Below are 19,159 nucleotides of genomic sequence, written 5' to 3' on the forward strand. Positions count from 1 at the left end.
GGCTGATGCGCGTCCATCATGAGCTGTTATCACGCGAACAATTACCGTTCTTGGCTTTGTGGCTGGTATTGCTGAGTATTCCTCTGGCTATTGCGTTGACCAAGTTTGCTGCCGTGATTTTTCTGCTGGCTTTTGTCTGGGCCGGATATATTCGCAATCTGCGTTCCCATGTGTTTTTGTTGTCAGTCGGCCTGATTTCGCTGATCAACATCTATGATTTGTTTCATTATCATTTGTTTGCTGATCATCTCGGTCCGGTAAGGCATATCTGGTACTTATGGTTCTTACCGCTGGTGGCTGCCATGCCCTGGAGTCGACAGCGTTTTGTTGATCTGCTCAGGGCTTTTATTCTGGCCCTGACTGTCAACGGCTTGATTGGTGTTGCCCAGGTACTGGGCTGGCATTTTCGCAATTTATTGGGTCAGGGACCCATTGGTCTGGCGCAGACCCATATTACCTTCAGCATGATGCTGGCTTCCGGTTTGTTGCTGCTGCTCTTTGCCATCAAGGATAAAAAACTGTTCTGGAGTCCAAGCGTCGCGGTGTTTATATTCCTGTTATTGCTCTGGCAGTTGATGTTCACCATTGGTAGAACGGGTCAGGCAGTGTTTTTTATACTGGCACTGCTCGTATTGCTGTGGATGTTTCCCCGATATCGAATCGCCGGAGCGCTGAGTGTTTTTGTTGTGGCAGGAATTGCTCTTTTGTCTCCCGTATTGCGGAGCCGCTGGGTGCAGGCGGTTTTTGATGTGTACCTGTTTTTCAATGGCTGGGTGATTACCAGTGTGGGATTGCGTCTGGTTTATGCGCATTCCGCACTGCAGATGTTTGCCGAACATCCGTTTTTCGGGGTGGGGGCCGGGCAATTTCGTGCCGCTTATTATGATCTGGCCCAGCGGGGTCTGGAGCCCAAATTACCGCCCGTTGTGGATAGCATGATCGGACCGAATAATTCTTTCCTGGCCTATTTGTCGGAATTGGGTTTGTTTGGATTTGTCCCGCTGATCGTTTTAATGGGATATTTATGGATCAGGGCATGGCGACAAAGTGAGCCCCTCCTCCGCTATGTGCAGGTGGTGACCTGGCTATGGTTTGTCCTGGGTAGCTTTGCCGACACCTTCATCTGGCTGGAAGGGCAGGCCATACCCTTTGCCATTCTGATGGCCGTGCACTATGTATCTTCCGAAGAAGAAACCCCGGTGACCGCTTGCGAAGGCGTCCATTGATACACCAGATTTTTACCCCGCGCATCTTCCTCAACTATAATGAGATATTGGCCGTTTTTACGGCGGAGTGCGTGAATAGCGTGGATCATGTCAATCCAGCCGCTGTGGCTGCCAACGGACTCATCTGGTGACAGGGTTCCCACTTTTTTACCATCTTCGAGTCGGAAGATAGTCACTACGGCATCCTTCCCGTGAGTTGGGAATACTGCGACGGTAAACAAACAATCTCCGGCAATATCAAAAGCTTTGGGTGGCAGGTCGTGCCCGTCCAAAGGCGTGTTGATGACCCAGCGCAGTTGCGGTTGGGTGCTGGTCCAGTGATCGTAGCGGGCAATGACGGCACCAATCAGCCCCCAGCTTTTTTTGGGCTTTTCATTGGTGTACCCACCCATATACAGGCTATCGCTGGCACTGTCGTAATGTGCCCGGGTCACCCGCGTAAACAGGGCAGGGATGGGATAGCGGACGGGTTCCTTGAATCGGGGTATTCCAGAATCTGACCACGATGCGAAAGCATAATGCCAGATAGTTTGATCGGGCGTCTGACCGCGCCAGATTCCCCCCTGGGCATCGACATTCCAGGCAAAGCCATCGCCTTTGACTGCGGCCACCGGATAAGCGATTTGACTGGGCGATGCTTCAAAAGCATACAGATCATATCCCCCGCCAGTTTGGCCCATAGTATAGAGGAGGCGCTTGCCCTGAATATGGCGTATTTCCGTTGAGCAGGCATTTTTCCCCATGATTCGTGGGTCATGAGGATAGCGAATAGCGTCCAGAGTAATGGCAGTAGCTTTCCAGCCCTTTCCCGGTGCCTTTTCGGGGTCATAGGAGAATATGGATTCGGGTCCATACACAACCGTCCCATTATGAAGGGGATCGAAACAAAATGCGGTAACCCAGGCATATTTGGAGAGCTCCCAGCGTGGTTTTGTTTGCCGGTCCAGAGAACGAATGACAACCGGTGAATTCGGGTTAGGTCCGAAACACATGCCCACGTACAGGTTTCCCAGAGTGTCCATGCCCGCCCCACGCAAGGCAAAGAACTTGTCGGGCGCCATTTTTCCGGGAGTCCCCGCGCGTAATCCCCCTTTGAGACCATAGCGGGCGACAATATGGGGTGTAGAGTCAATATTGTATTGCAAAACCTGTTGGCTGGGGCCGTTGTCGCATATCAGGAGCGTATTATCCGGGCCGATGGCCAAGGCAGTGGCCTGATCCATATGGGGAATAGTCCCCGGCAGGCGCTGCCCACTCATGCTGACGTGGTGGATACTGCCGCCTTGCAATATCCATAAGGTATTTTGCGCATCCATGGTTATTCCGCGCACGCTAGGGATAGGCAGAACCCGTTCAAGGTGCATATTCTGTGTTTGCCGAATCTGGATTTTCCCGTTTTTGCCGGCAATGGCCAAAAAATCGGATCTGGCTGCCATGGCTGTGACCAGGCCCGTTTTTTCATAGCCTTGGTAATGAATGGTTGACTGGATATTGCCAGGCTCAGTCCAGCGAAACTGCAGCAAGTTTCCAGCCGTGTTGCTGATAAAAATCCAGTCGTTCACTGCAGCAACACTGGTACCAGCGGTTCCCCATCCCCAGGCATTGGCTTTGCCTTCGCCTTCAGCCATGAGGCACTGCTGATTGGTGTCGCCATCCTTGTAAAGACCCGTGCAGCGCCCCGCCTCGTCCCACAAAGAGGCTGTCAAAACCGTACCATCCCCAGTGACCGTCATGGCCACGATTTCATCCTGTACCCAACGTCCCTGACCATTGCTTCCCTTGCCGGCAAAGCTGTTGCCAATCCATGAGGTGCGATAGTGACCGGGCGGTGTTACGAGGGCGGAACCTGCGTAGGCTCTGGATATCAGTTTGCCGGAATGCAGAGCCAGCTCTGCCACGGGTATGGAAATAGCCCCTAATCCGATAAGCTTCAGGAAAGTGCGGCGTTTGTGCATCTGTCCCTCGTCAATAATGGGTGTTGAAGTCGCCAGGCTGGTTCACGAAGTTTGCAAATGCGCTCTCTGAATGTCACGAATCATCCGGCAAAAGTCAACTTTCCTTTTGCCGCTGGCAGGCGTCGAGAAACGACTGAAGCACCAATGCGCCATTGTGCAGTTTGTTCTGAGCGGCATAGAGAAGAATCAGCGGCCTGCCTGCAGCGCTATCCAGCAAGTGTCCGGCCTCAGTAGTTTGCAGGGCTAACTCCTGCAGGTAGCGTTGGCGAAACTCCTCCCAGAGGGTGATATCATGATGAAACCACTGCCTTAACGCCGTACTGGGGGTCAGAATCTTGGGCCAGGCATCCAGAGGCAGGTCTTCCTTGCGGACTCCGCGTGGCCAGAGGCGTTCGGCCAATACCCGAAAGCCTCTGGGTAAGGGGCGTTCATACACGCGCCAGGGAATGATTTCGATGCGTTGTTGCTTCTCCATAAATTTATTCTAGTCAGTGCCTATAGCCTTGTCGAAAATGATTCGCTGGTGAATGATTGCCTATTGATTTGTAAATTAATTTTATGGTTCTAGAATTTTTGCAACGCTTTCTTGCAGCGCTGGCAGAACTTCCTCGACAAACCAGGGGTTGCGGCGCAGCCAGAGGGTATTGCGGGGACTGGGGTGGGGTAGAGGAATCAGGTCCGGCCAGTATTGGCGCCAGTTGCTGACCAGATCCTGCAGGGAGCCGCGCGTATCCGGCAGATGGTACTTCCGGGCGTACTGGCCGATGACCAGTGTCAGTTCGACTTGATTTAAATGACGGAGAAGCGGAGCGCGCCAGTGTGATGCGCACTCCGGCCGGGGCGGGAGGTCCCCCGCATGGCCTTTTCCGGGATAACAGAATCCCATCGGTACCAGCGCAAATAGATGCGGATCGTAAAACTGTGCCCGACTGACCCCCAGCCATTCGCGCAGGCGCTCGCCACTTTGATCATCAAAGGGAAGCCCGCTGGCATGAGCGCGCCGTCCCGGTGCCTGGGCAGCAATGAGAATGCGTGCCTGTGGGTGGATTTGCAGAACCGGACGCGGTGCCTGGGGCAGCGCTGCAGCACAGATTTCACAATGCTGGAGTTTCTGGAGTAGTTCCGTCAGTTCTGCTTTTGGTGTTGCCATAGCGGTTCGTTATCCCCCGAAAGTTCGAGAGGGATGCGTGGGTAAAATAGTAGCCATGAAAGAATCTCCGCGACAGCGCTTTTGATGGCTTGCTGTCGCGCCAGTATCGCGAAAAATCAACAGGCAAATAAAAAGGGCTTGGAATTGTTCATAACCATTTGTTTTATATGGTGCGCCTGAAGGGACTCGAACCCCTGACCTACGGCTTAGAAGGCCGTTGCTCTATCCAGTTGAGCTACAGGCGCATGAATGAGCGTATGCTTATATCAGCCCATCTATTGTAAAGTAGGCATCAACATCAGGGAAGGGTAGGTTTGGTGGAATGATGCCACGGTATCCAAAGTGATACATGATTCATGCGGAGGTATAAATGGATAAACGCTTCATTCTGGAAAGCGAGTTCGCGCCCCAGGGCGACCAACCAGAGGCGATTCGCCAGCTGGTTAAAGGGCTGACCGACGGAGAGTTTTTTCAGACCCTGCTGGGGGTGACGGGCTCGGGCAAAACCTTTTCGGTCGCCAATGTCATTGCCGCAACCCAGCGTCCGGCCATCATCATGGCGCCCAACAAGACCCTGGCGGCACAGCTCTATGCGGAGATGCGCGCCTTTTTCCCGCACAATGCTGTGGAGTATTTCGTCAGCTATTACGATTATTACCAGCCCGAAGCCTATGTGCCGTCTTCCGATACCTTTATTGAAAAAGACGCTTCCATTAACGACCACATCGAGCAGATGCGCCTTTCCGCAACCAAGGCTCTGCTGGAAAGACCCGATGTCATTATCGTAGCCACTGTCTCTGCCATTTATGGTTTGGGTGACCCCGCTTCTTACCATGGCATGATTTTGCATTTGCGGGAATCCGACACCATGGACCAGCGCGCCATTCTCCAGCGCCTCGCCGAAATGCAGTATTCGCGCAACCCTCTGGAATTGAAGCGCGGTACATTTCGCGTCAACGGTGACGTCATTGATATCTGGCCCGCCGAAAGTGAAGAAGAAGCGGTACGGGTGGAATTATTCGGGGATGAAATCGAGCGGGTGTCCCTTTTTGACCCGCTCACCGGAAAAACCATTGTGCGCCTGCCGCGTTATACCATTTATCCCAAAAGCCACTATGTGACGCCTCGCGAGACCATTCTGGAGGCCCTGGAAAGTATCAAGGAAGAACTGCGCGAAAGGCTTGAAGATTTACGCAAAGCCAATAAGCTCGTAGAAGCCCAGCGCCTGGAACAGCGTACCCGTTTTGACCTGGAAATGATGGCCGAGCTGGGTTATTGCTCCGGGATTGAAAATTATTCCCGTTACTTGTCGGGGCGGGCACCGGGGCAGCCACCACCGACTTTGATGGATTATCTACCGGTCAACGCGCTGCTGTTTATTGATGAATCCCATGTCACCGTTCCCCAGTTCGGGGGGATGTACAAGGGCGATCGCTCACGCAAGGAAACCCTGGTGGAATATGGTTTTCGCCTGCCTTCTGCGCTGGATAACCGGCCCTTGATGTTTCCTGAATTTGAGGCTTTGATGCCCCAGACCGTGATGATTTCCGCTACTCCAGGCCCCTATGAGATGGCGCATTCCGGGCAGATTGTCGAGCAGGTGGTACGTCCTACCGGGTTGGTGGATCCGGAGGTGGAGGTGCGTCCGGCCAAGGGTCAGGTCGATGATCTGATCAGTGAAATCCAGGTCGTGATCCAGAGTGGTTGGCGGATTCTGGTCACGACGCTGACCAAGCGCATGGCCGAAGACTTGACCGATTATTTACATGATCTGGGGATTAAATGCCGCTACTTGCACTCGGATATTGAAACCGTCGAACGGGTGGAAATCATTCGTGATTTGCGCGCCGGTGTTTTTGATGTACTCATCGGTATCAACCTCTTACGGGAGGGGTTGGATATGCCGGAAGTGGCACTGGTCGCCATTCTCGATGCCGACAAGGAGGGCTTTTTGCGCTCGGAGCGGTCGCTGATCCAAACCATTGGTCGGGCCGCACGGAACTTGCACGGGCGCGCGATCTTGTATGCGGATCAGGTGACCAAATCCATGGCCGCCGCCATGCGGGAAACCGAACGTCGTCGCGAAAAACAGGTGCAATTCAATCAGGCCCACCATATTATCCCCAAGGGAATTGTGAAGCCGGTGGCGGATATCATCGAGGGGGTTTATCGGCGCAATGCCCAGCCTGCTGCGAAAGTGGCCGAAAAAAACAGCAGTTATCAGCTGCTCAATGATCCGAAAGCGATGGCCAAAAAAATCAAGGAGCTGGAAGAAAACATGTACCGCCATGCGCGTAACCTGGAGTTTGAGCAGGCGGCAGCATTGCGGGACGAAATCAAAAAGCTGGAAAAGCGCCTCTTGGGTACCGACTTGGAGGTCTCTCTGGTAGAAGATTAACCCCCAGCAGGTGCTTCCGGGTTTTTCAAGGAGTGGGTGCAGCTCCGAGAACCAGAAAAATCGGTTCCTGATCGGCGGGCATTTCCGCCAACTCCGCATCATTCAGGCGGGCGTAAATCTCCAGATTATAACCGGTAGGATCGCGCAGCCAGAGTTCATGCAGCGGTGTGCCGCGCCAGGTGGTGCGGGGGGCCTTGACGATTTCAGCGCCGGCTGCCAAAGCACGATGATAACTTTCGATGACCGCCGCCCGGTCCTTAACCCCCAGACCCACATGGTACAAACTATAAGTGTCGAGAGGCTCATCCCGATCATTGACCAGAATGACCAGGTTCAAACATAAATGCGGCACAATGAAGGTGCTGAAGCGCGCCGTACTCTGCTTGGGAGCAACATCTAGAAACTGCGTATAGAATCGGGTGCTGATGGCCAGGTCGGCTACCCGGAAGCTGAGATGAAACTCCTGGGTAGCCGGAATCATGGCCGGATTGACTTCAGGCGTGGCCATCATTGGGCTTCCAGTTTCCCGATGCGGTCCAGCGCCTGCTTTAATTGCGCAGGATCTTTTTCGAGCAGTTCGGCCACGGGCAGTTTCAGCAAGGCTTCAATGCGGGTCCGGAGAATGTGGTAGGCCGTTTGAAAAGCCGCATTGATTTCCGCTTCAGAGCCGGTGGCTTTCGCCGGATCGTCCACGCCCCAATGGGCACGCAGGGCTGGTCCCAGATAGGCCGGGCAAGTTTCTCCGGCAGCACTGGCACATACGGTGATGACCACATCCGGGGTGTTCTGAAGGTCATCCCAGGACTTGCTGCGCAGGCCTTCCGTGGCAAAATCTTCCTGCTGCAGGAGTTGAATGGAGCGCGGGTGGACGTAACCGGCGGGATGACTGCCTGCACTCGTCGCGTGCAGGCGTGCAGCAGCCAGTCCATTGAGAGTGACTTCCGCGAGAATGGATCGACAGGAGTTTCCTGTACATAGAAACAGAATTTCAGGCGTCTTCATGAACGCATTCCTCTTCAAGAGGTTAGGGTAAGGCGCAATTCTGGGTGCCACGACAACAATTTTCGGTCAGATAGGCGACTAATTTCCGCACCACAGGCATGTCCGCACGGTATCGCTGATAGCGACCCTCCCGTTGCACCGTCACCAGGCCGGCATGTTGCAGGCTTTTCAAATGAAAAGAGATACCGTTGTGAGGTTGCTGCAGATGCTCGGCAATCTCTCCGGAAACCAGTCCCGTGGGCTCCTGCTCCACCAGCAGACGAAAAATTTCCAGGCGAACAGAAGAGGCCAGAGATTCCAGCTGGTGAACGACATTTTCGGTTTCTTTTGAGATTTCCATAATTCAATCCAAGAATATTTCTTGTAGTATTGACAAATATCCTTGCCTCGTCAAGACTGGCGCCAATTTCCACCGCTGCGGAGTGTGCCACCATGCTGGCCATGATCATTTTTCTCGTGACTCTGATTCTGGTCATCTGGCAACCCAAGGGGCTGAGTATTGGCTGGAGTGCCATGGGTGGTGCAGTGCTGGCCCTGGCTACAGGAGTCATCACCTGGGCCGATATTCCCATTGTCTGGCATATTGTCTGGGATGCGACTTTTACCTTTGTGGCCCTGATTATCATTTCCCTGATTCTTGATGAAGCCGGATTTTTCCACTGGGCGGCCCTGCATGTGGCCCGCTGGGGAGGCGGGCAGGGGCGACGGCTGTTTATGCTGATCGTGTTGTTGGGGGCCTGTATTGCTGCGGTATTTGCCAATGATGGCGCTGCTTTGCTACTGACACCAATTGTTATGGCGATTCTGCTGCGTCTGGATTTTTCAGCGAAGGCAACTTTTGCGTTTATCATTGCCACCGGATTTGTCGCGGATACCACCAGTTTACCCTTGATGATTTCCAATTTGGTAAATATCGTCAGCGCCAACTATTTTAATATCAGCTTTTCCCGCTATGCGGCGGTCATGGTCCCGGTAGATATGATGGCCTTACTGACCACGCTGATTGTGCTCTGGCTGTATTTCCGGCGCGGCGTACCGGGCAGTTATCCTACGGCGCATTTACCGGCTCCCGCCTCGGTCATCAAAGATCCAGTGGTATTTCGTGCCAGTTTTCCGGTGCTGATTTTGTTGCTGGTGGCCTATTTTGTGACGGCACATTGGAATGTGCCGGTCTCTGTGGTCACCGGTACCGGCGCGCTGATCATGCTGATTCTGGCGGGACGTTGGTGGCAGGGCGGACGAGGCGCGCAAATTCCGGTGCGTAAAGTACTGCGCGAGGCACCCTGGGCCATTGTGGTTTTCAGTCTGGGTATGTATCTGGTGGTCTATGGTTTGCGCAATGCGGGCCTGACCCATTATGTGAGCATGGCCCTGCATGATTTCGCGCAGCATGGCCCCGTGGTGGCCGCTTTGGGCACAGGTTTTATGGCGGCGCTGCTGTCTTCTATCATGAACAACATGCCTGCGGTGCTGGTGGGCGCGCTGGCAATCCATCACCTGCCCGCTACGGCAGACCCCATGCTGCGGGAAATCATGATTTACGCCAACATCATCGGTTGTGATCTGGGGCCGAAATTCACCCCAATAGGGAGTCTGGCGACATTGCTCTGGTTGCATGTACTCAGCCGTAAAGGCGTGACCGTTGGCTGGGGGCAGTATATGAAAACGGGTTTGCTCATCACCCCACCGGTATTGTTTCTGACCCTGCTGATGCTGGCCTGGTGGCTACCGCACATATAGCAAGGGATGCTCTGCCACGTCGACAGCTTGACGTGGGAGCCGTCATTCCCTAAAATTTATACCAACCAGACGGTATGTAATAACAGGAGATGATGATGCAGCTCAATACCGATTGGTCTCAGTCGGTCATTATTTATACGCCGGATTTGCCCTGGCAGGGTTCACCAGCGGGCGGCATTGAGCGGCGTCTGCTGGAGCGCGATGGCGCAGAGCAGGCCCGGGCGACTTCTGTGGTGCGTTATGCGGCGGGTGCCCATTTCCCTGAACACACTCATCCTCTCGGCGAAGAGATTTTTGTGCTGGTGGGAACATTTTCTGACAGTACCGGAAGCTATGGTCCTGGAACCTATATCCGCAACCCGCCAGGCTCCACCCACGCTCCCTATTCGGAGGAGGGCTGTATTCTTTTTGTGAAGTTACGTCATTTCAACCCTCGGGATTTGCAGCCGGTACGCATCAACATGGCGGAAGCGCGCTGGTCTCCCGGGCTGGTGGATGGGCTGACGGTGTTACCCCTGGCAGATTTTGAAGGCGAGCATACGGCTTTGGTACGCTGGCAGCCGGACACTTATTTTCAGCCCCATCGCCATTACGGCGGTGAAGAAATCCTGGTTTTGGAAGGGATATTTGCCGATGAGCATGGGCAGTATCCCGCTGGAACCTGGATGCGCAGCCCGCATGGCAGTCAACATCAACCTTTCAGCAAGGAGGGTTGTCTGATACTGGTCAAGACCGGGCATCTTCCTGTTCCGGAAGATGCTTCTCAAGTACGCAAGATGAAGGAGATAATATGACGAAAGCTTATGCAGCCCAATCTTCCACCAGCCCTTTGGCCCCCCACGACATTGAAAGACGTGAGCCGGGTCCGGAAGATATCAAAATTGAGATTCTGTACTGTGGAGTTTGTCATTCCGATTTACACACGGCCCGCAATGAATGGCATAACACCCTTTATCCATCGGTTCCCGGACACGAGATTGTCGGCAAGGTGGTGGCCGTTGGTGATCAGGTCAAAAACTTCAAGGTAGGAGACTATGCCGGAGTGGGATGTATGGTCGACAGCTGTGGTCATTGCAGTTCCTGCCACGATGGCGATGAACAATATTGCGAAAACGGTTTTACCGGTACCTACAACGGCCCCATGTTTGGTGGAGAAAACACCTATGGCGGCTATTCCCAAAGCATTGTCGTCAAGGAATCTTTTGTATTGAAAGTCCGGCACGACGCCAAGGATCTTGCCAGTGTGGCACCACTGCTCTGTGCCGGCATCACCACCTATTCCCCTCTGCGTCACTGGAAAGTCGGCCCGGGCAAGAAAGTCGGTATTGTCGGCCTGGGGGGCTTGGGTCACATGGGGGTCAAGTTAGCTCATGCCATGGGAGCGCATGTTGTATTATTTACCACGTCTCCCGGCAAGGTTGAGGATGGCAAGCGGCTGGGTGCGGATGAGGTGTGCATATCTACGGATCCAGAACAAATGGCAAAACATGCCAATAGTTTTGATTTTATTCTCAATACGGTTGCCGCCTCCCATGATCTCGATGCTTTTATGAGTCTTTTGCAGCGGGATGGCACCATGACTCTGGTGGGGGTGCCTGCTGAACCCCATCCCTCTCCGGCCGTGTTCAATCTGATTGGCAAGCGTCGGCAACTGGCGGGTTCGTTGATTGGTGGTATTCAGGAAACTCAGGAAATGCTGGACTTTTGTGCGGAACATGGCATTGGTTCAGACATTGAAATGATCCCCATGGACTACATCAATACGGCCTATGAACGGATGCTGAAAAGCGACGTGAAATACCGTTTTGTCATTGATATGGCTACCTTGAACTAGGCGATTTTCCTGGCCGTAAACCACCGGGGATGGATGGTTATCCTACCCCGGTCTCGCGCCGATCATTTCTCTGCCGCAGTCATTCTTCGCGTTGTGCCGTAGGCCCGAATTGGCTACCATGCACTGCAATCAAGCGCATGCACTTCGAGGCCTATGAGCAAATACATTTTCGTGACGGGTGGTGTGGTTTCTTCGTTGGGCAAAGGTGCTGCCGGTGCCGCTTTGGCGGCGTTACTGGAAGCGCGTGGCCTCAAGGTCACCATGCTGAAACTTGATCCCTATATCAATGTGGATCCGGGGACCATGAGCCCTTTCCAGCATGGCGAGGTTTTTGTGACCGCTGATGGTGCCGAAACTGATCTGGATTTAGGGCATTACGAGCGCTTCATCTCGACCCGCATGACCAAGCGGAACAATTTCACAACCGGTCTGGTGTATCAGACGGTTATCGAAAAAGAGCGTCGCGGGGATTATCTGGGGCGAACCGTGCAGGTCATCCCTCATGTTACCGATGAAATCAAGCGCCGTATCCGGATTGGTGCGGATGATGCGGATGTGGCTCTGGTGGAAATTGGTGGAACCGTGGGGGACATAGAGTCCCAACCCTTTCTCGAAGCGATCCGGCAGATGGCGGTAGAGGAGGGGCGCGGTAACACCCTCTTCATGCACCTGACTCTGGTGCCCTATCTGCCCTCTGCGGGTGAAATGAAAACCAAGCCGACCCAACACTCCGTGCGGGAGTTGCGGGCCATTGGTATCCAGCCCGATGTGTTGTTGTGCCGTGCGGATCGTCCCATTCCCGAAGATCATCGCGCCAAAATCGCCCTGTTTTCTAATCTCACCGAAAAGGCGGTGATTTCCGCCATTGATACGGACAGCATTTATCGTCTGCCTTTACTGTTCCATGCCCAGGGTCTGGATGACCTGGTTTTACAGGATCTGGGCTTGCAGGCGCCCGCACCCGATCTCGGTGTATGGCAGCAAATTATTCAGGCGCTGGAAAACCCTCAGGGAGAAGTGGTCATTGCCCTGGTGGGTAAATATGTCGGCCTGACCGAATCCTATAAATCCCTGGCGGAAGCCTTACTCCACGCCGGGTTGCGGGCGCGGCGCAAGGTCCGGTTTTTGTACGTGGATGCCGAAGACATTGAAACCCAGGGCACAGCCATGCTGCGCCAAGCGGATGCGGTGCTGGTACCAGGAGGTTTTGGCGGCCGAGGTACCGAGGGGAAAATCACGGCGATTCGCTATGCCCGTGAAAATCAGGTGCCTTATCTGGGCATTTGTCTGGGGATGCAGTTGGCCGTGGTAGAATTCGCCCGCCACTGCGCGGGTCTGAATAATGCCAACAGTTCAGAACTGGATCCGGAAACACCCGATCCGGTGATCACCCTGATGACCGAATGGTCGGACCCTGAAGGCCACACGGCATATCGGGAAGAGGGCGGTAATTTGGGTGGGACCATGCGTCTGGGCGAGCAGGAATGCACCCTCCAGCCCGATACCCTGGTAGCCAGGGCCTATGCGCAGACAGCTATTTATGAGCGTCATCGCCACCGCTTCGAGTTCAATAACCGTTATCGCGAGCCCTTGGCTGCGGCAGGTTTGCAATATACCGGCTTTTCAGCGGATGGGGCTTTGGTGGAGGTGGTGGAATTGGCTGGTCATCCCTGGTTTTTGGGTTGCCAGTTTCACCCGGAATTCACCAGTAATCCGCGCCAGGGGCATCCCTTGTTTGATGCCTTCATGAAGGCGGCTGTGGCTCAAAGGGAGCGTCAGGCATGAAACTCTGTAGTTTTGAGGTAGGACTGGATCGTCCTTTTTTTCTGATTGCCGGACCCTGTGCCATTGAAAACGAAACTCTGGCCTTGCAGACGGCAGAAAATCTCCGGGACATTTGTCGACGCCTGGAAATTCCCTTCATTTATAAAAGTTCTTATGACAAGGCCAATCGTTCTTCCGGCAAAAGCTTTCGCGGCCCCGGTATGGAAGAAGGCCTGCGTATTCTCGAAAAGGTGCGCCAGGAATTAGGGGTGCCGGTTATTACGGATGTCCATGAAAAAGAGCACGTTCAAGCGGTAGCCGAAGTGGTCGATGTCTTGCAGACCCCCGCTTTTTTGTGCCGGCAGACGGATTTTATTCAAGCGGTAGCAGCTGCGGGTAAGCCGGTCAATATTAAAAAAGGACAGTTTCTGGCGCCCTGGGATATGCTCCACGTCGCTGCCAAGGCCCGGGCGACAGGTAATACGCAGATCATGGTCTGCGAGCGCGGGGCCTCTTTCGGCTACAATAATCTGGTTTCGGATATGCGCTCCCTGGCGGTGATGCGCCAGACCGGGTGCCCGGTGGTTTTTGATGCCACCCATTCCGTGCAATTGCCGGGCGGGCAGGGGGATCGCTCGGGCGGGCAGCGCGAGTTTGTGCCGGTGCTGGCCAGAGCCGCTGTAGCCGCCGGTATTTCCGGACTGTTCATGGAAACCCATCCCCGTCCTGCTGAAGCGCTTTCCGATGGACCCAACGCCTGGCCGCTGGGACATATGGAAAATCTGCTACGAACCCTCAAACATATTGACCAGTTGGTCAAAGCCCAAGACTTCCCTGAAAATCATCCCGAGGAATTAATATGAGCGCCATCGTTCGCATTCAAGGTCGTGAAGTACTGGATTCACGTGGTAATCCCACGGTAGAGGCAGAGGTGCATCTGGAAAATGGCGCCATGGGTCGCGCCATCGTTCCCAGCGGGGCATCTACGGGCGAGCGTGAAGCCATGGAGTTGCGGGATGGTGGTTCCCGTTACGGCGGCAAAGGGGTGCGCAAAGCCGTAGAACATGTGAACGGTGAAATTCAGGATGCTCTGCTGGGCATGGAAGCCGAAGACCAGGAATATCTGGATGCGGCCATGTGCGCACTGGACGGCAGCGAAAACAAGTCACGCCTGGGTGCCAATGCCATTTTGAGTGTTTCCCTGGCTACGGCCCATGCGGCGGCCCATGCCGCCGGGCAGCCTCTTTATCGGTATATAGGCGGCTTGGGTCCGATACAATTGCCGGTGCCCATGATGAATGTCATCAACGGCGGCGCCCATGCCGACAATGATGTGGATATGCAGGAATTCATGCTGATTCCTGCGGGGGCTGAATCTTTTTCCGAAGCCTTGCAGATGGGCGTGGAAGTATTTCACAGCCTCAAGGCTGTACTCCAGAAAAAGGGTCTGGCTACTACTGTGGGTGATGAAGGCGGTTTCGCCCCCAACCTGCCTTCCAACGAGGCAGCTCTGGAGCTGTTGATGGATGCTATTGCCCAGGCCGGTTATCAGCCCGGCAAGGATATCTGGTTGGGCATGGATGTGGCCTCCAGTGAGTCGGTACCTTATCTGAAACGCTCGCGGCTATTGAAATGGCCAAGACCCATAGCTATACCGCAATTGTTTCCCACCGTTCTGGCGAAACCGAAGATACGACTCTGGCCGATGTAGCGGTAGCCACTGGTTGTGGACAAATTAAAACCGGCTCTTTGTCACGTACCGATCGGGTGGCCAAATATAATCGTCTTTTGCGTATTGAAGAAGAATTAGGCGAAGTGGCCCGTTATCCAGGACTTGCAACTTTTTATAATCTCGACTAAAAGGATAGTTAAAGTTAAGGCGCTGAATAGCGGCGCCTGCCATTTTTGGAGATTATTTCAGTATGTGGGATTGGGCGCAGTTCAAAGCCAAAGTGAGTATGGCAAAATCGGAAATGCGACTGATCGATTTCATGCTGCTCGCCGCTCTGTGCGCTCTGCAATATCCCCTCTGGTTCGGAACGGGCAGCTGGCTGAATGCCGGTGAATTACATCAAAAGCTGGATAGCCGGCTGGCTGTTTTACAAAAGCTGGAAACCCGCAATGACCATCTGGAAGCCAAGGTGGTCAGCTTGCAAAGTGGAGATCGTGCCGTGGAAGAACTGGCTCGGCGCCATCTAGGTATGGTCAGCAAAGGGGAAATTTTTGTCTGGGTTATTCCGGCAAAATCTCAGAATACCGACGATTCTTCTGTTCCTGCCGAAATTTCCTGAAAACACGTGTCTACATCCCGGTCAGGGGATGTAGCTCAGTCAGGCGCGATCTATATACGTGCCATCCGTGGTATTAACTCGGATTTTCTCACCGGAGTTGACAAATTGCGGCACCATCACCGTAATGCCGGTTTCCATGCGCGCAGATTTGTAGGAACCCGTGGCCGTCTGACCTTTGATGGCCGGATCTGCTTCGGCAACCTCCAGGACCACGATTGAAGGTAATTCCACGCCTATGGGGCGGTCATTATGCAAATTGACCTGGATTTCTGTGTTGGGCAAAAGGTAACCTGTTTGTCCTTCCAGTAGATCCTCGCTGAGAATGCTCTGTTCGAAGGTTTCATTATCCATGAATACATAGCCGGTAGCGTCGGCATACAAATATTGCATGGTTCGGGCTTCTACCACCGCTTTTTCCATAGTTTCGCCGGAGCGGAAGCGCGTATTGGATTTGGTGCCGGTCTCGATGTTTTTCATTTCGACCTGGACGAAAGCCCCACCCTTACCCGGCTTCACAAAATCGGTTTTGAGTACACGCCAAAGCCCCTTTTCGTGCTCCAGGATATTGCCTGGGCGAATATCAAAGGCGGAAATCTTCATACCATCATCCTTATGGGCATTCCCTTTAGAGGGCGTGAATTGTACCCTAGAGGTTTATTGATGACCAGACCGGTCCTTGCGAGGTTTTACATGTCTGATGCCCATACCCAGCCCTTGGAAATTCGTCCGCTGATGATCAGCCGCCTCATGGAAATCGACTGGGCCGATGGCCATACCAGTCAATTATCCTTTGAGCATTTGCGGGTGGAATGTCCCTGTGCAGAATGCAAGGGGCATACGCCCGATGAAGCGCAGGTCATTACCGGTAAGGAAGACGTCAGTATTGTGGACGTGCTGCCAATTGGCAATTATGCCATTCAGATTCACTTCAGTGATGGCCACAGTACCGGGATTTTTACCTGGGAATATTTGCGGCGACTGGATGCGCAGGCGGCGGGTGTACAGTAAATGCCGGTATGATAATGACCCAGAATCTGCCTGAAAAACCGGCGCACGCCCTAGCCGATTCAGAAGAACCTTTTGATCTGCCGGGTTTTTTGCGCACCCTGACCAGCCATCCTGGTATTTATCAGATGTATGGCAAGGGCCGGCGTCTACTTTATGTGGGCAAAGCCCGCAATCTGAAACGGCGGGTGAGTTCGTATTTCCAGAAGCAGCGTCATAGTCCCAAAACCCTGGCCATGCTGGCGCAGGTGCAGCGAGTAGAGGTGTTGGTTACCCATACGGAAACCGAGGCCCTGGTGCTGGAGGCCAACCTCATCAAGCGCCATCATCCCCCCTATAATATTTTGCTGCGCGATGATAAAAGTTATCCGTATTTGTTGATTGCGTCAGCGGAACCTTTCCCGCCCATGCGTCTGCATCGTGGCGCACAAAAGCAAAAAGGCCAATATTTTGGTCCCTATCCCGCCGTGACTGCCTTGCGTGAGAGTATGGTATTACTGCAAAAAGCCTTTCGGCTGCGCACTTGCGAAGAGCATACCTTTCGCAACCGCAGCAGAGCTTGCCTGCAATACCAGATCCAGCGCTGTAGTGGTCCCTGTGTCGGGCATATTCTTCCCGAAGATTACGCGCGGGATGTGAGCGATACCATTCGATTTCTGGAGGGGCGTAGCGATGAGGCTATCCGCAACCTCGGAGAACGGATGCAGAAAGCGGCAGAGCGGCTGGATTTTGAGGAAGCGGCCCTGCGAAGGGATCAAATTGCCGCTTTGTCGAAAATTCAGGAGCGTCAGTATGTGGCTCAGGCTGGTGGCGGTGATTTTGATGTGATCGCCTTGCTTCAGGAAAATGGGCAATGGGTGATTTTCATCAGTTTTATTCGTAATGGACGACAACTGGGTGGCAGATCGCTTTTCCCCCAGCATGCCGAAGACCTGCGTGGACCCGATGTCATGGCCGGTTTCCTCATGCAGTTCTATACTAACAAGGATATTCCAGGGAATTTGCTGGTGAATGTGCTACCTAGGAACCACGCGGCTGTCAGCGAGGCTTTAGTCGCCCAGTCTGGTCATAAAGTGGTGATGGATGCGCCACAGCGAGGGCCGCGTAAGCGCTGGATGGCCATGGCGCAGACCAATGCCCTGAGTACCCTGCGCCAGCGTGGTCAGCAAGCCAGCGCCGGACGGAGAAGGATGTTGCTGCTGCAGGAGTTTTTTGAACTCCCGGAATTACCGCAGCGAGTCGAATGTTTTGATATCAGCCACACTCGTGGTGAGGCTGCGGTGGCCTCCTGTGTGGTTTTCGGTGAAGATGGCGCCATGAAAGAGGCTTATCGCCGTTTCAATATCCGCGATGTCACGGGTGGAGATGATTATGCGGCCATCGAGCAAGCGGTTTATCGTCGCTACGGTCGTCTCAAAAAAGAGGGGTTGGCCCTGCCGGAAATCGTCCTGATAGACGGTGGACCGGGACAGTTGGCCCGTGCTCAGGCAGCGCTGGCCCTGTTGGAAATTGAGCAACAGATTCAGCTATGCGGGGTTTCCAAAGGCACAACGCGGCGCCCGGGGCTGGAGTTGTTGCATGTACCTGGTTGGGCAGAAGCGCGGCAATTGCCGCCGGATGATCCGGCCTTGTTGGTGATTCAGGAAATCAGGGATGAGGCCCATCGCTTTGCGATTACCGGGCATCGCGCCAGGCGCGCCAAAACCCGGCAGGAGTCAGAGCTGGATCATATTGACGGTATTGGTCCCAAGCGACGCACAGCCTTGCTGCGCGCTTTTGGTGGATTGAAGGGAATTCGCGCTGCGGGTCTGGAAGACCTGCAAAGAGTGGGGGGGATTCATCAGGAATTGGCCCAGCGCATTTACGAGCATTTTCATTAAGGAAGCCAGCGGACCGTGATAAAGCGTATACCCAATTATCTGACCATTCTCCGCATTCTGTTGGTGCCTATTTTTGTCGCTTTGTTTTATTGGGGCGGGGAAGCACGTACCTATGCAGCCACTGCAGTTTTTGCGGTTGCGGCTATCACTGACTGGGCAGACGGTTACCTGGCGCGGCGTTATCAGGGGGTGTCTCCTTTTGGGACTTTCCTTGATCCGGTAGCGGATAAGATCATGGTGGTGACGGCATTGATATTGATTGCCTCCTCGCGAGAGATGCCACCCTTGCTGGCGGGCATTCTGATTAGTGTGATTGTGGGCCGGGAGATTACGGTGTCGGCTCTGCGGGAATGGATGGCGGAGCTGGGTGAGCGCAAGAAGGTAGCGGTTTCCTGGCTGGGCAAGGCCAAGGCAACCACGCAAATGCTGGCTATTTTGTTGCTGGTCTATCGTGAGCCCCTGCTCGGGCTCTCGGCACGAACCCTGGGGATTGTCCTCCTGGTGATTGCTGCTTTCATGACCCTGTGGAGCATGCTGGGTTATCTGCGGGCTGCCTGGCCGAGTCTGATGGCCCATGGCGTTGACCTTGACAAGGAAAGTTGATCCCTTTATCTTTGCGCTCATGCGGGAATAGCTCAGTGGTAGAGCACAACCTTGCCAAGGTTGGGGTCGCGAGTTCGAGCCTCGTTTCCCGCTCCAATACCGAGGGAAAGTTTCATGCTTTCCCTTTTCTTTTAAGGCTGGGTGGCAGAGTGGTCATGCAGCGGCCTGCAAAGCCGCGTACCTCGGTTCGATTCCGGGCCCAGCCTCCAATATCCATATAAAAATTCCCCCTACCGATTTTACTGGTACTTTTCCTTCATCCAGGCATTGTATTTGCGCTAATTGCATTCTTTTATGCCGGGAAAATAGAT

18 protein-coding genes, 3 tRNA genes and 1 pseudogene are annotated in these 19,159 nt (G+C 53.9%); 14 read left to right on the forward strand and 8 right to left on the reverse strand.

All coding sequences use genetic code 11. From position 1 onward, the window contains the following. Positions 1–5: 5 nt before the first annotated feature. Complete coding sequence (locus B1757_RS04340; protein ID WP_101537156.1) at positions 6–1,226, forward strand: O-antigen ligase family protein; 1,221 nt, start codon at positions 6–8, stop codon at positions 1,224–1,226. On the opposite strand, the gene B1757_RS04345 is transcribed toward B1757_RS04340, so the two are convergent. The 4 genes from B1757_RS04345 to B1757_RS04360 form a co-directional block, all read right to left on the reverse strand. Then, the gene (locus tag B1757_RS04345; RefSeq protein ID WP_101537157.1) at positions 1,172–3,181 is read right to left on the reverse strand and encodes a hypothetical protein; all 2,010 of its coding nucleotides are present in this window, start codon (positions 3,179–3,181) and stop codon (positions 1,172–1,174) included. The two genes, B1757_RS04340 and B1757_RS04345, sit on opposite strands and share 55 nt — an antisense overlap. Before the next feature lie 94 nt (positions 3,182–3,275). Beyond that, a complete protein-coding gene (locus B1757_RS04350; protein WP_101537158.1) occupies positions 3,276–3,656 on the reverse strand; it encodes a DUF488 domain-containing protein in 381 nt (126 codons plus the stop codon). Positions 3,657–3,737: 81 nt separating this feature from the next. Continuing rightward, entirely contained in the window at positions 3,738–4,331 is a 594-nt protein-coding gene (locus B1757_RS04355; protein WP_101537159.1) for a uracil-DNA glycosylase family protein, read from the reverse strand. Between the two features lie 168 nt (positions 4,332–4,499). Beyond that, positions 4,500–4,576 (reverse strand) — tRNA-Arg (locus tag B1757_RS04360). A gap of 125 nt (positions 4,577–4,701) precedes the next feature. Between B1757_RS04360 and uvrB the strand changes: the two genes are divergently transcribed. Then, on the forward strand, positions 4,702–6,729 hold the full coding sequence (uvrB, locus tag B1757_RS04365; protein ID WP_101537160.1) for an excinuclease ABC subunit UvrB: 2,028 nt from the start codon (positions 4,702–4,704) through the stop codon (positions 6,727–6,729). Positions 6,730–6,754: 25 nt separating this feature from the next. Here uvrB and B1757_RS04370 read toward each other — a convergent pair whose 3' ends face one another. Genes B1757_RS04370 through B1757_RS04380 form a run of 3 tightly spaced genes read right to left on the reverse strand, consistent with a single transcriptional unit; the run spans position 6,755 to position 8,071 of the window. After that, positions 6,755–7,240, reverse strand: a complete 486-nt coding sequence (locus tag B1757_RS04370) for a VOC family protein (protein ID WP_253253704.1) — start codon at positions 7,238–7,240, stop codon at positions 6,755–6,757. Continuing rightward, complete coding sequence (locus B1757_RS04375) at positions 7,237–7,731, reverse strand: arsenate reductase ArsC (protein WP_101537161.1); 495 nt, start codon at positions 7,729–7,731, stop codon at positions 7,237–7,239. Before B1757_RS04375 ends, B1757_RS04370 begins: the two co-directional genes overlap by 4 nt. Positions 7,732–7,753: 22 nt before the next feature. After that, the gene (locus tag B1757_RS04380; RefSeq protein WP_101537162.1) at positions 7,754–8,071 is read right to left on the reverse strand and encodes an ArsR/SmtB family transcription factor; all 318 of its coding nucleotides are present in this window, start codon (positions 8,069–8,071) and stop codon (positions 7,754–7,756) included. 92 nt (positions 8,072–8,163) lie between these two features. Here B1757_RS04380 and B1757_RS04385 point away from each other — a divergent pair, with 92 nt between their 5' ends. The 7 genes and pseudogenes from B1757_RS04385 to B1757_RS04415 all read left to right on the forward strand — a co-directional run bounded on the left by B1757_RS04385 (position 8,164) and on the right by B1757_RS04415 (position 15,360). Continuing rightward, on the forward strand, positions 8,164–9,471 hold the full coding sequence (locus B1757_RS04385) for an arsenic transporter (RefSeq protein ID WP_101537163.1): 1,308 nt from the start codon (positions 8,164–8,166) through the stop codon (positions 9,469–9,471). A gap of 95 nt (positions 9,472–9,566) precedes the next feature. Next, positions 9,567–10,265: a cupin domain-containing protein gene (locus B1757_RS04390; RefSeq protein WP_101537164.1), complete on the forward strand. Its 699-nt coding sequence runs from the start codon at positions 9,567–9,569 to the stop codon at positions 10,263–10,265. After that, positions 10,262–11,305: an NAD(P)-dependent alcohol dehydrogenase gene (locus B1757_RS04395; protein ID WP_101537165.1), complete on the forward strand. Its 1,044-nt coding sequence runs from the start codon at positions 10,262–10,264 to the stop codon at positions 11,303–11,305. The genes B1757_RS04390 and B1757_RS04395 overlap by 4 nt, the downstream gene beginning before the upstream one ends. Positions 11,306–11,458: 153 nt before the next feature. Beyond that, positions 11,459–13,090, forward strand: coding sequence for a CTP synthase (gene pyrG / locus B1757_RS04400; protein ID WP_101537166.1), 1,632 nt, complete (start codon positions 11,459–11,461; stop codon positions 13,088–13,090). Then, positions 13,087–13,932: a 3-deoxy-8-phosphooctulonate synthase gene (gene kdsA / locus B1757_RS04405; protein ID WP_101537167.1), complete on the forward strand. Its 846-nt coding sequence runs from the start codon at positions 13,087–13,089 to the stop codon at positions 13,930–13,932. Before pyrG ends, kdsA begins: the two co-directional genes overlap by 4 nt. Further along, positions 13,929–14,929, forward strand: a pseudogene (gene eno, locus B1757_RS04410) (phosphopyruvate hydratase). The gene kdsA and the pseudogene eno overlap by 4 nt, the downstream one beginning before the upstream one ends. Before the next feature lie 62 nt (positions 14,930–14,991). Further along, on the forward strand, positions 14,992–15,360 hold the full coding sequence (locus B1757_RS04415; protein ID WP_101537168.1) for an FtsB family cell division protein: 369 nt from the start codon (positions 14,992–14,994) through the stop codon (positions 15,358–15,360). A gap of 39 nt (positions 15,361–15,399) precedes the next feature. Here B1757_RS04415 and efp read toward each other — a convergent pair whose 3' ends face one another. Continuing rightward, positions 15,400–15,960 carry an elongation factor P gene (gene efp, locus B1757_RS04420; RefSeq protein WP_101537169.1) on the reverse strand — a complete coding sequence of 187 codons (561 nt, stop codon included), beginning with the start codon at positions 15,958–15,960 and terminating at the stop codon, positions 15,400–15,402. Positions 15,961–16,050: 90 nt separating this feature from the next. On the opposite strand from efp, the gene B1757_RS04425 reads away from it, so the two are divergent. From B1757_RS04425 to B1757_RS04445, 5 genes are all read left to right on the forward strand, one after another. Beyond that, positions 16,051–16,368 (forward strand): gamma-butyrobetaine hydroxylase family protein, encoded by a 318-nt coding sequence (locus B1757_RS04425; protein ID WP_101537170.1) that lies wholly within the window; start codon positions 16,051–16,053, stop codon positions 16,366–16,368. A 14-nt stretch (positions 16,369–16,382) separates the two neighbouring features. After that, the gene (uvrC, locus tag B1757_RS04430; RefSeq protein ID WP_101537171.1) at positions 16,383–18,245 is read left to right on the forward strand and encodes an excinuclease ABC subunit UvrC; all 1,863 of its coding nucleotides are present in this window, start codon (positions 16,383–16,385) and stop codon (positions 18,243–18,245) included. 15 nt (positions 18,246–18,260) lie between these two features. Beyond that, positions 18,261–18,848, forward strand: a complete 588-nt coding sequence (gene pgsA / locus B1757_RS04435) for a CDP-diacylglycerol--glycerol-3-phosphate 3-phosphatidyltransferase (protein ID WP_101537172.1) — start codon at positions 18,261–18,263, stop codon at positions 18,846–18,848. A 21-nt stretch (positions 18,849–18,869) separates the two neighbouring features. Further along, positions 18,870–18,944 (forward strand) — tRNA-Gly (locus B1757_RS04440). A gap of 39 nt (positions 18,945–18,983) precedes the next feature. Beyond that, a tRNA-Cys gene (locus B1757_RS04445) sits at positions 18,984–19,057 on the forward strand. The last annotated feature ends 102 nt before the right edge of the window (positions 19,058–19,159 follow it).

Origin of the sequence: Acidithiobacillus marinus, from assembly GCF_002847505.1 — a bacterium.
GTDB lineage: Bacteria > Pseudomonadota > Gammaproteobacteria > Acidithiobacillales > Acidithiobacillaceae > Acidithiobacillus > Acidithiobacillus marinus.

Bases quoted from the DNA above. Each gene is read 5' to 3' on its own strand.
- B1757_RS04375 (WP_101537161.1), bottom strand. From the start codon at position 7,731: ATGAAGACGCCTGAAATTCTGTTTCTATGTACAGGAAACTCCTGTCGA.
- B1757_RS04350 (WP_101537158.1), bottom strand. From the start codon at position 3,656: ATGGAGAAGCAACAACGCATCGAAATCATTCCCTGGCGCGTGTATGAA.
- B1757_RS04355 (WP_101537159.1), bottom strand. From the start codon at position 4,331: ATGGCAACACCAAAAGCAGAACTGACGGAACTACTCCAGAAACTCCAG.
- B1757_RS04385 (WP_101537163.1), top strand. From the start codon at position 8,164: ATGCTGGCCATGATCATTTTTCTCGTGACTCTGATTCTGGTCATCTGG.
- B1757_RS04370 (WP_253253704.1), bottom strand. From the start codon at position 7,240: ATGATGGCCACGCCTGAAGTCAATCCGGCCATGATTCCGGCTACCCAG.
- B1757_RS04415 (WP_101537168.1), top strand. From the start codon at position 14,992: ATGTGGGATTGGGCGCAGTTCAAAGCCAAAGTGAGTATGGCAAAATCG.
- B1757_RS04340 (WP_101537156.1), top strand. From the start codon at position 6: ATGCGCGTCCATCATGAGCTGTTATCACGCGAACAATTACCGTTCTTG.
- uvrB (WP_101537160.1), top strand. From the start codon at position 4,702: ATGGATAAACGCTTCATTCTGGAAAGCGAGTTCGCGCCCCAGGGCGAC.
- B1757_RS04345 (WP_101537157.1), bottom strand. From the start codon at position 3,181: ATGCACAAACGCCGCACTTTCCTGAAGCTTATCGGATTAGGGGCTATT.
- kdsA (WP_101537167.1), top strand. From the start codon at position 13,087: ATGAAACTCTGTAGTTTTGAGGTAGGACTGGATCGTCCTTTTTTTCTG.
- B1757_RS04380 (WP_101537162.1), bottom strand. From the start codon at position 8,071: ATGGAAATCTCAAAAGAAACCGAAAATGTCGTTCACCAGCTGGAATCT.
- uvrC (WP_101537171.1), top strand. From the start codon at position 16,383: ATGACCCAGAATCTGCCTGAAAAACCGGCGCACGCCCTAGCCGATTCA.
- B1757_RS04390 (WP_101537164.1), top strand. From the start codon at position 9,567: ATGCAGCTCAATACCGATTGGTCTCAGTCGGTCATTATTTATACGCCG.
- pyrG (WP_101537166.1), top strand. From the start codon at position 11,459: ATGAGCAAATACATTTTCGTGACGGGTGGTGTGGTTTCTTCGTTGGGC.
- B1757_RS04425 (WP_101537170.1), top strand. From the start codon at position 16,051: ATGTCTGATGCCCATACCCAGCCCTTGGAAATTCGTCCGCTGATGATC.
- efp (WP_101537169.1), bottom strand. From the start codon at position 15,960: ATGAAGATTTCCGCCTTTGATATTCGCCCAGGCAATATCCTGGAGCAC.
- B1757_RS04395 (WP_101537165.1), top strand. From the start codon at position 10,262: ATGACGAAAGCTTATGCAGCCCAATCTTCCACCAGCCCTTTGGCCCCC.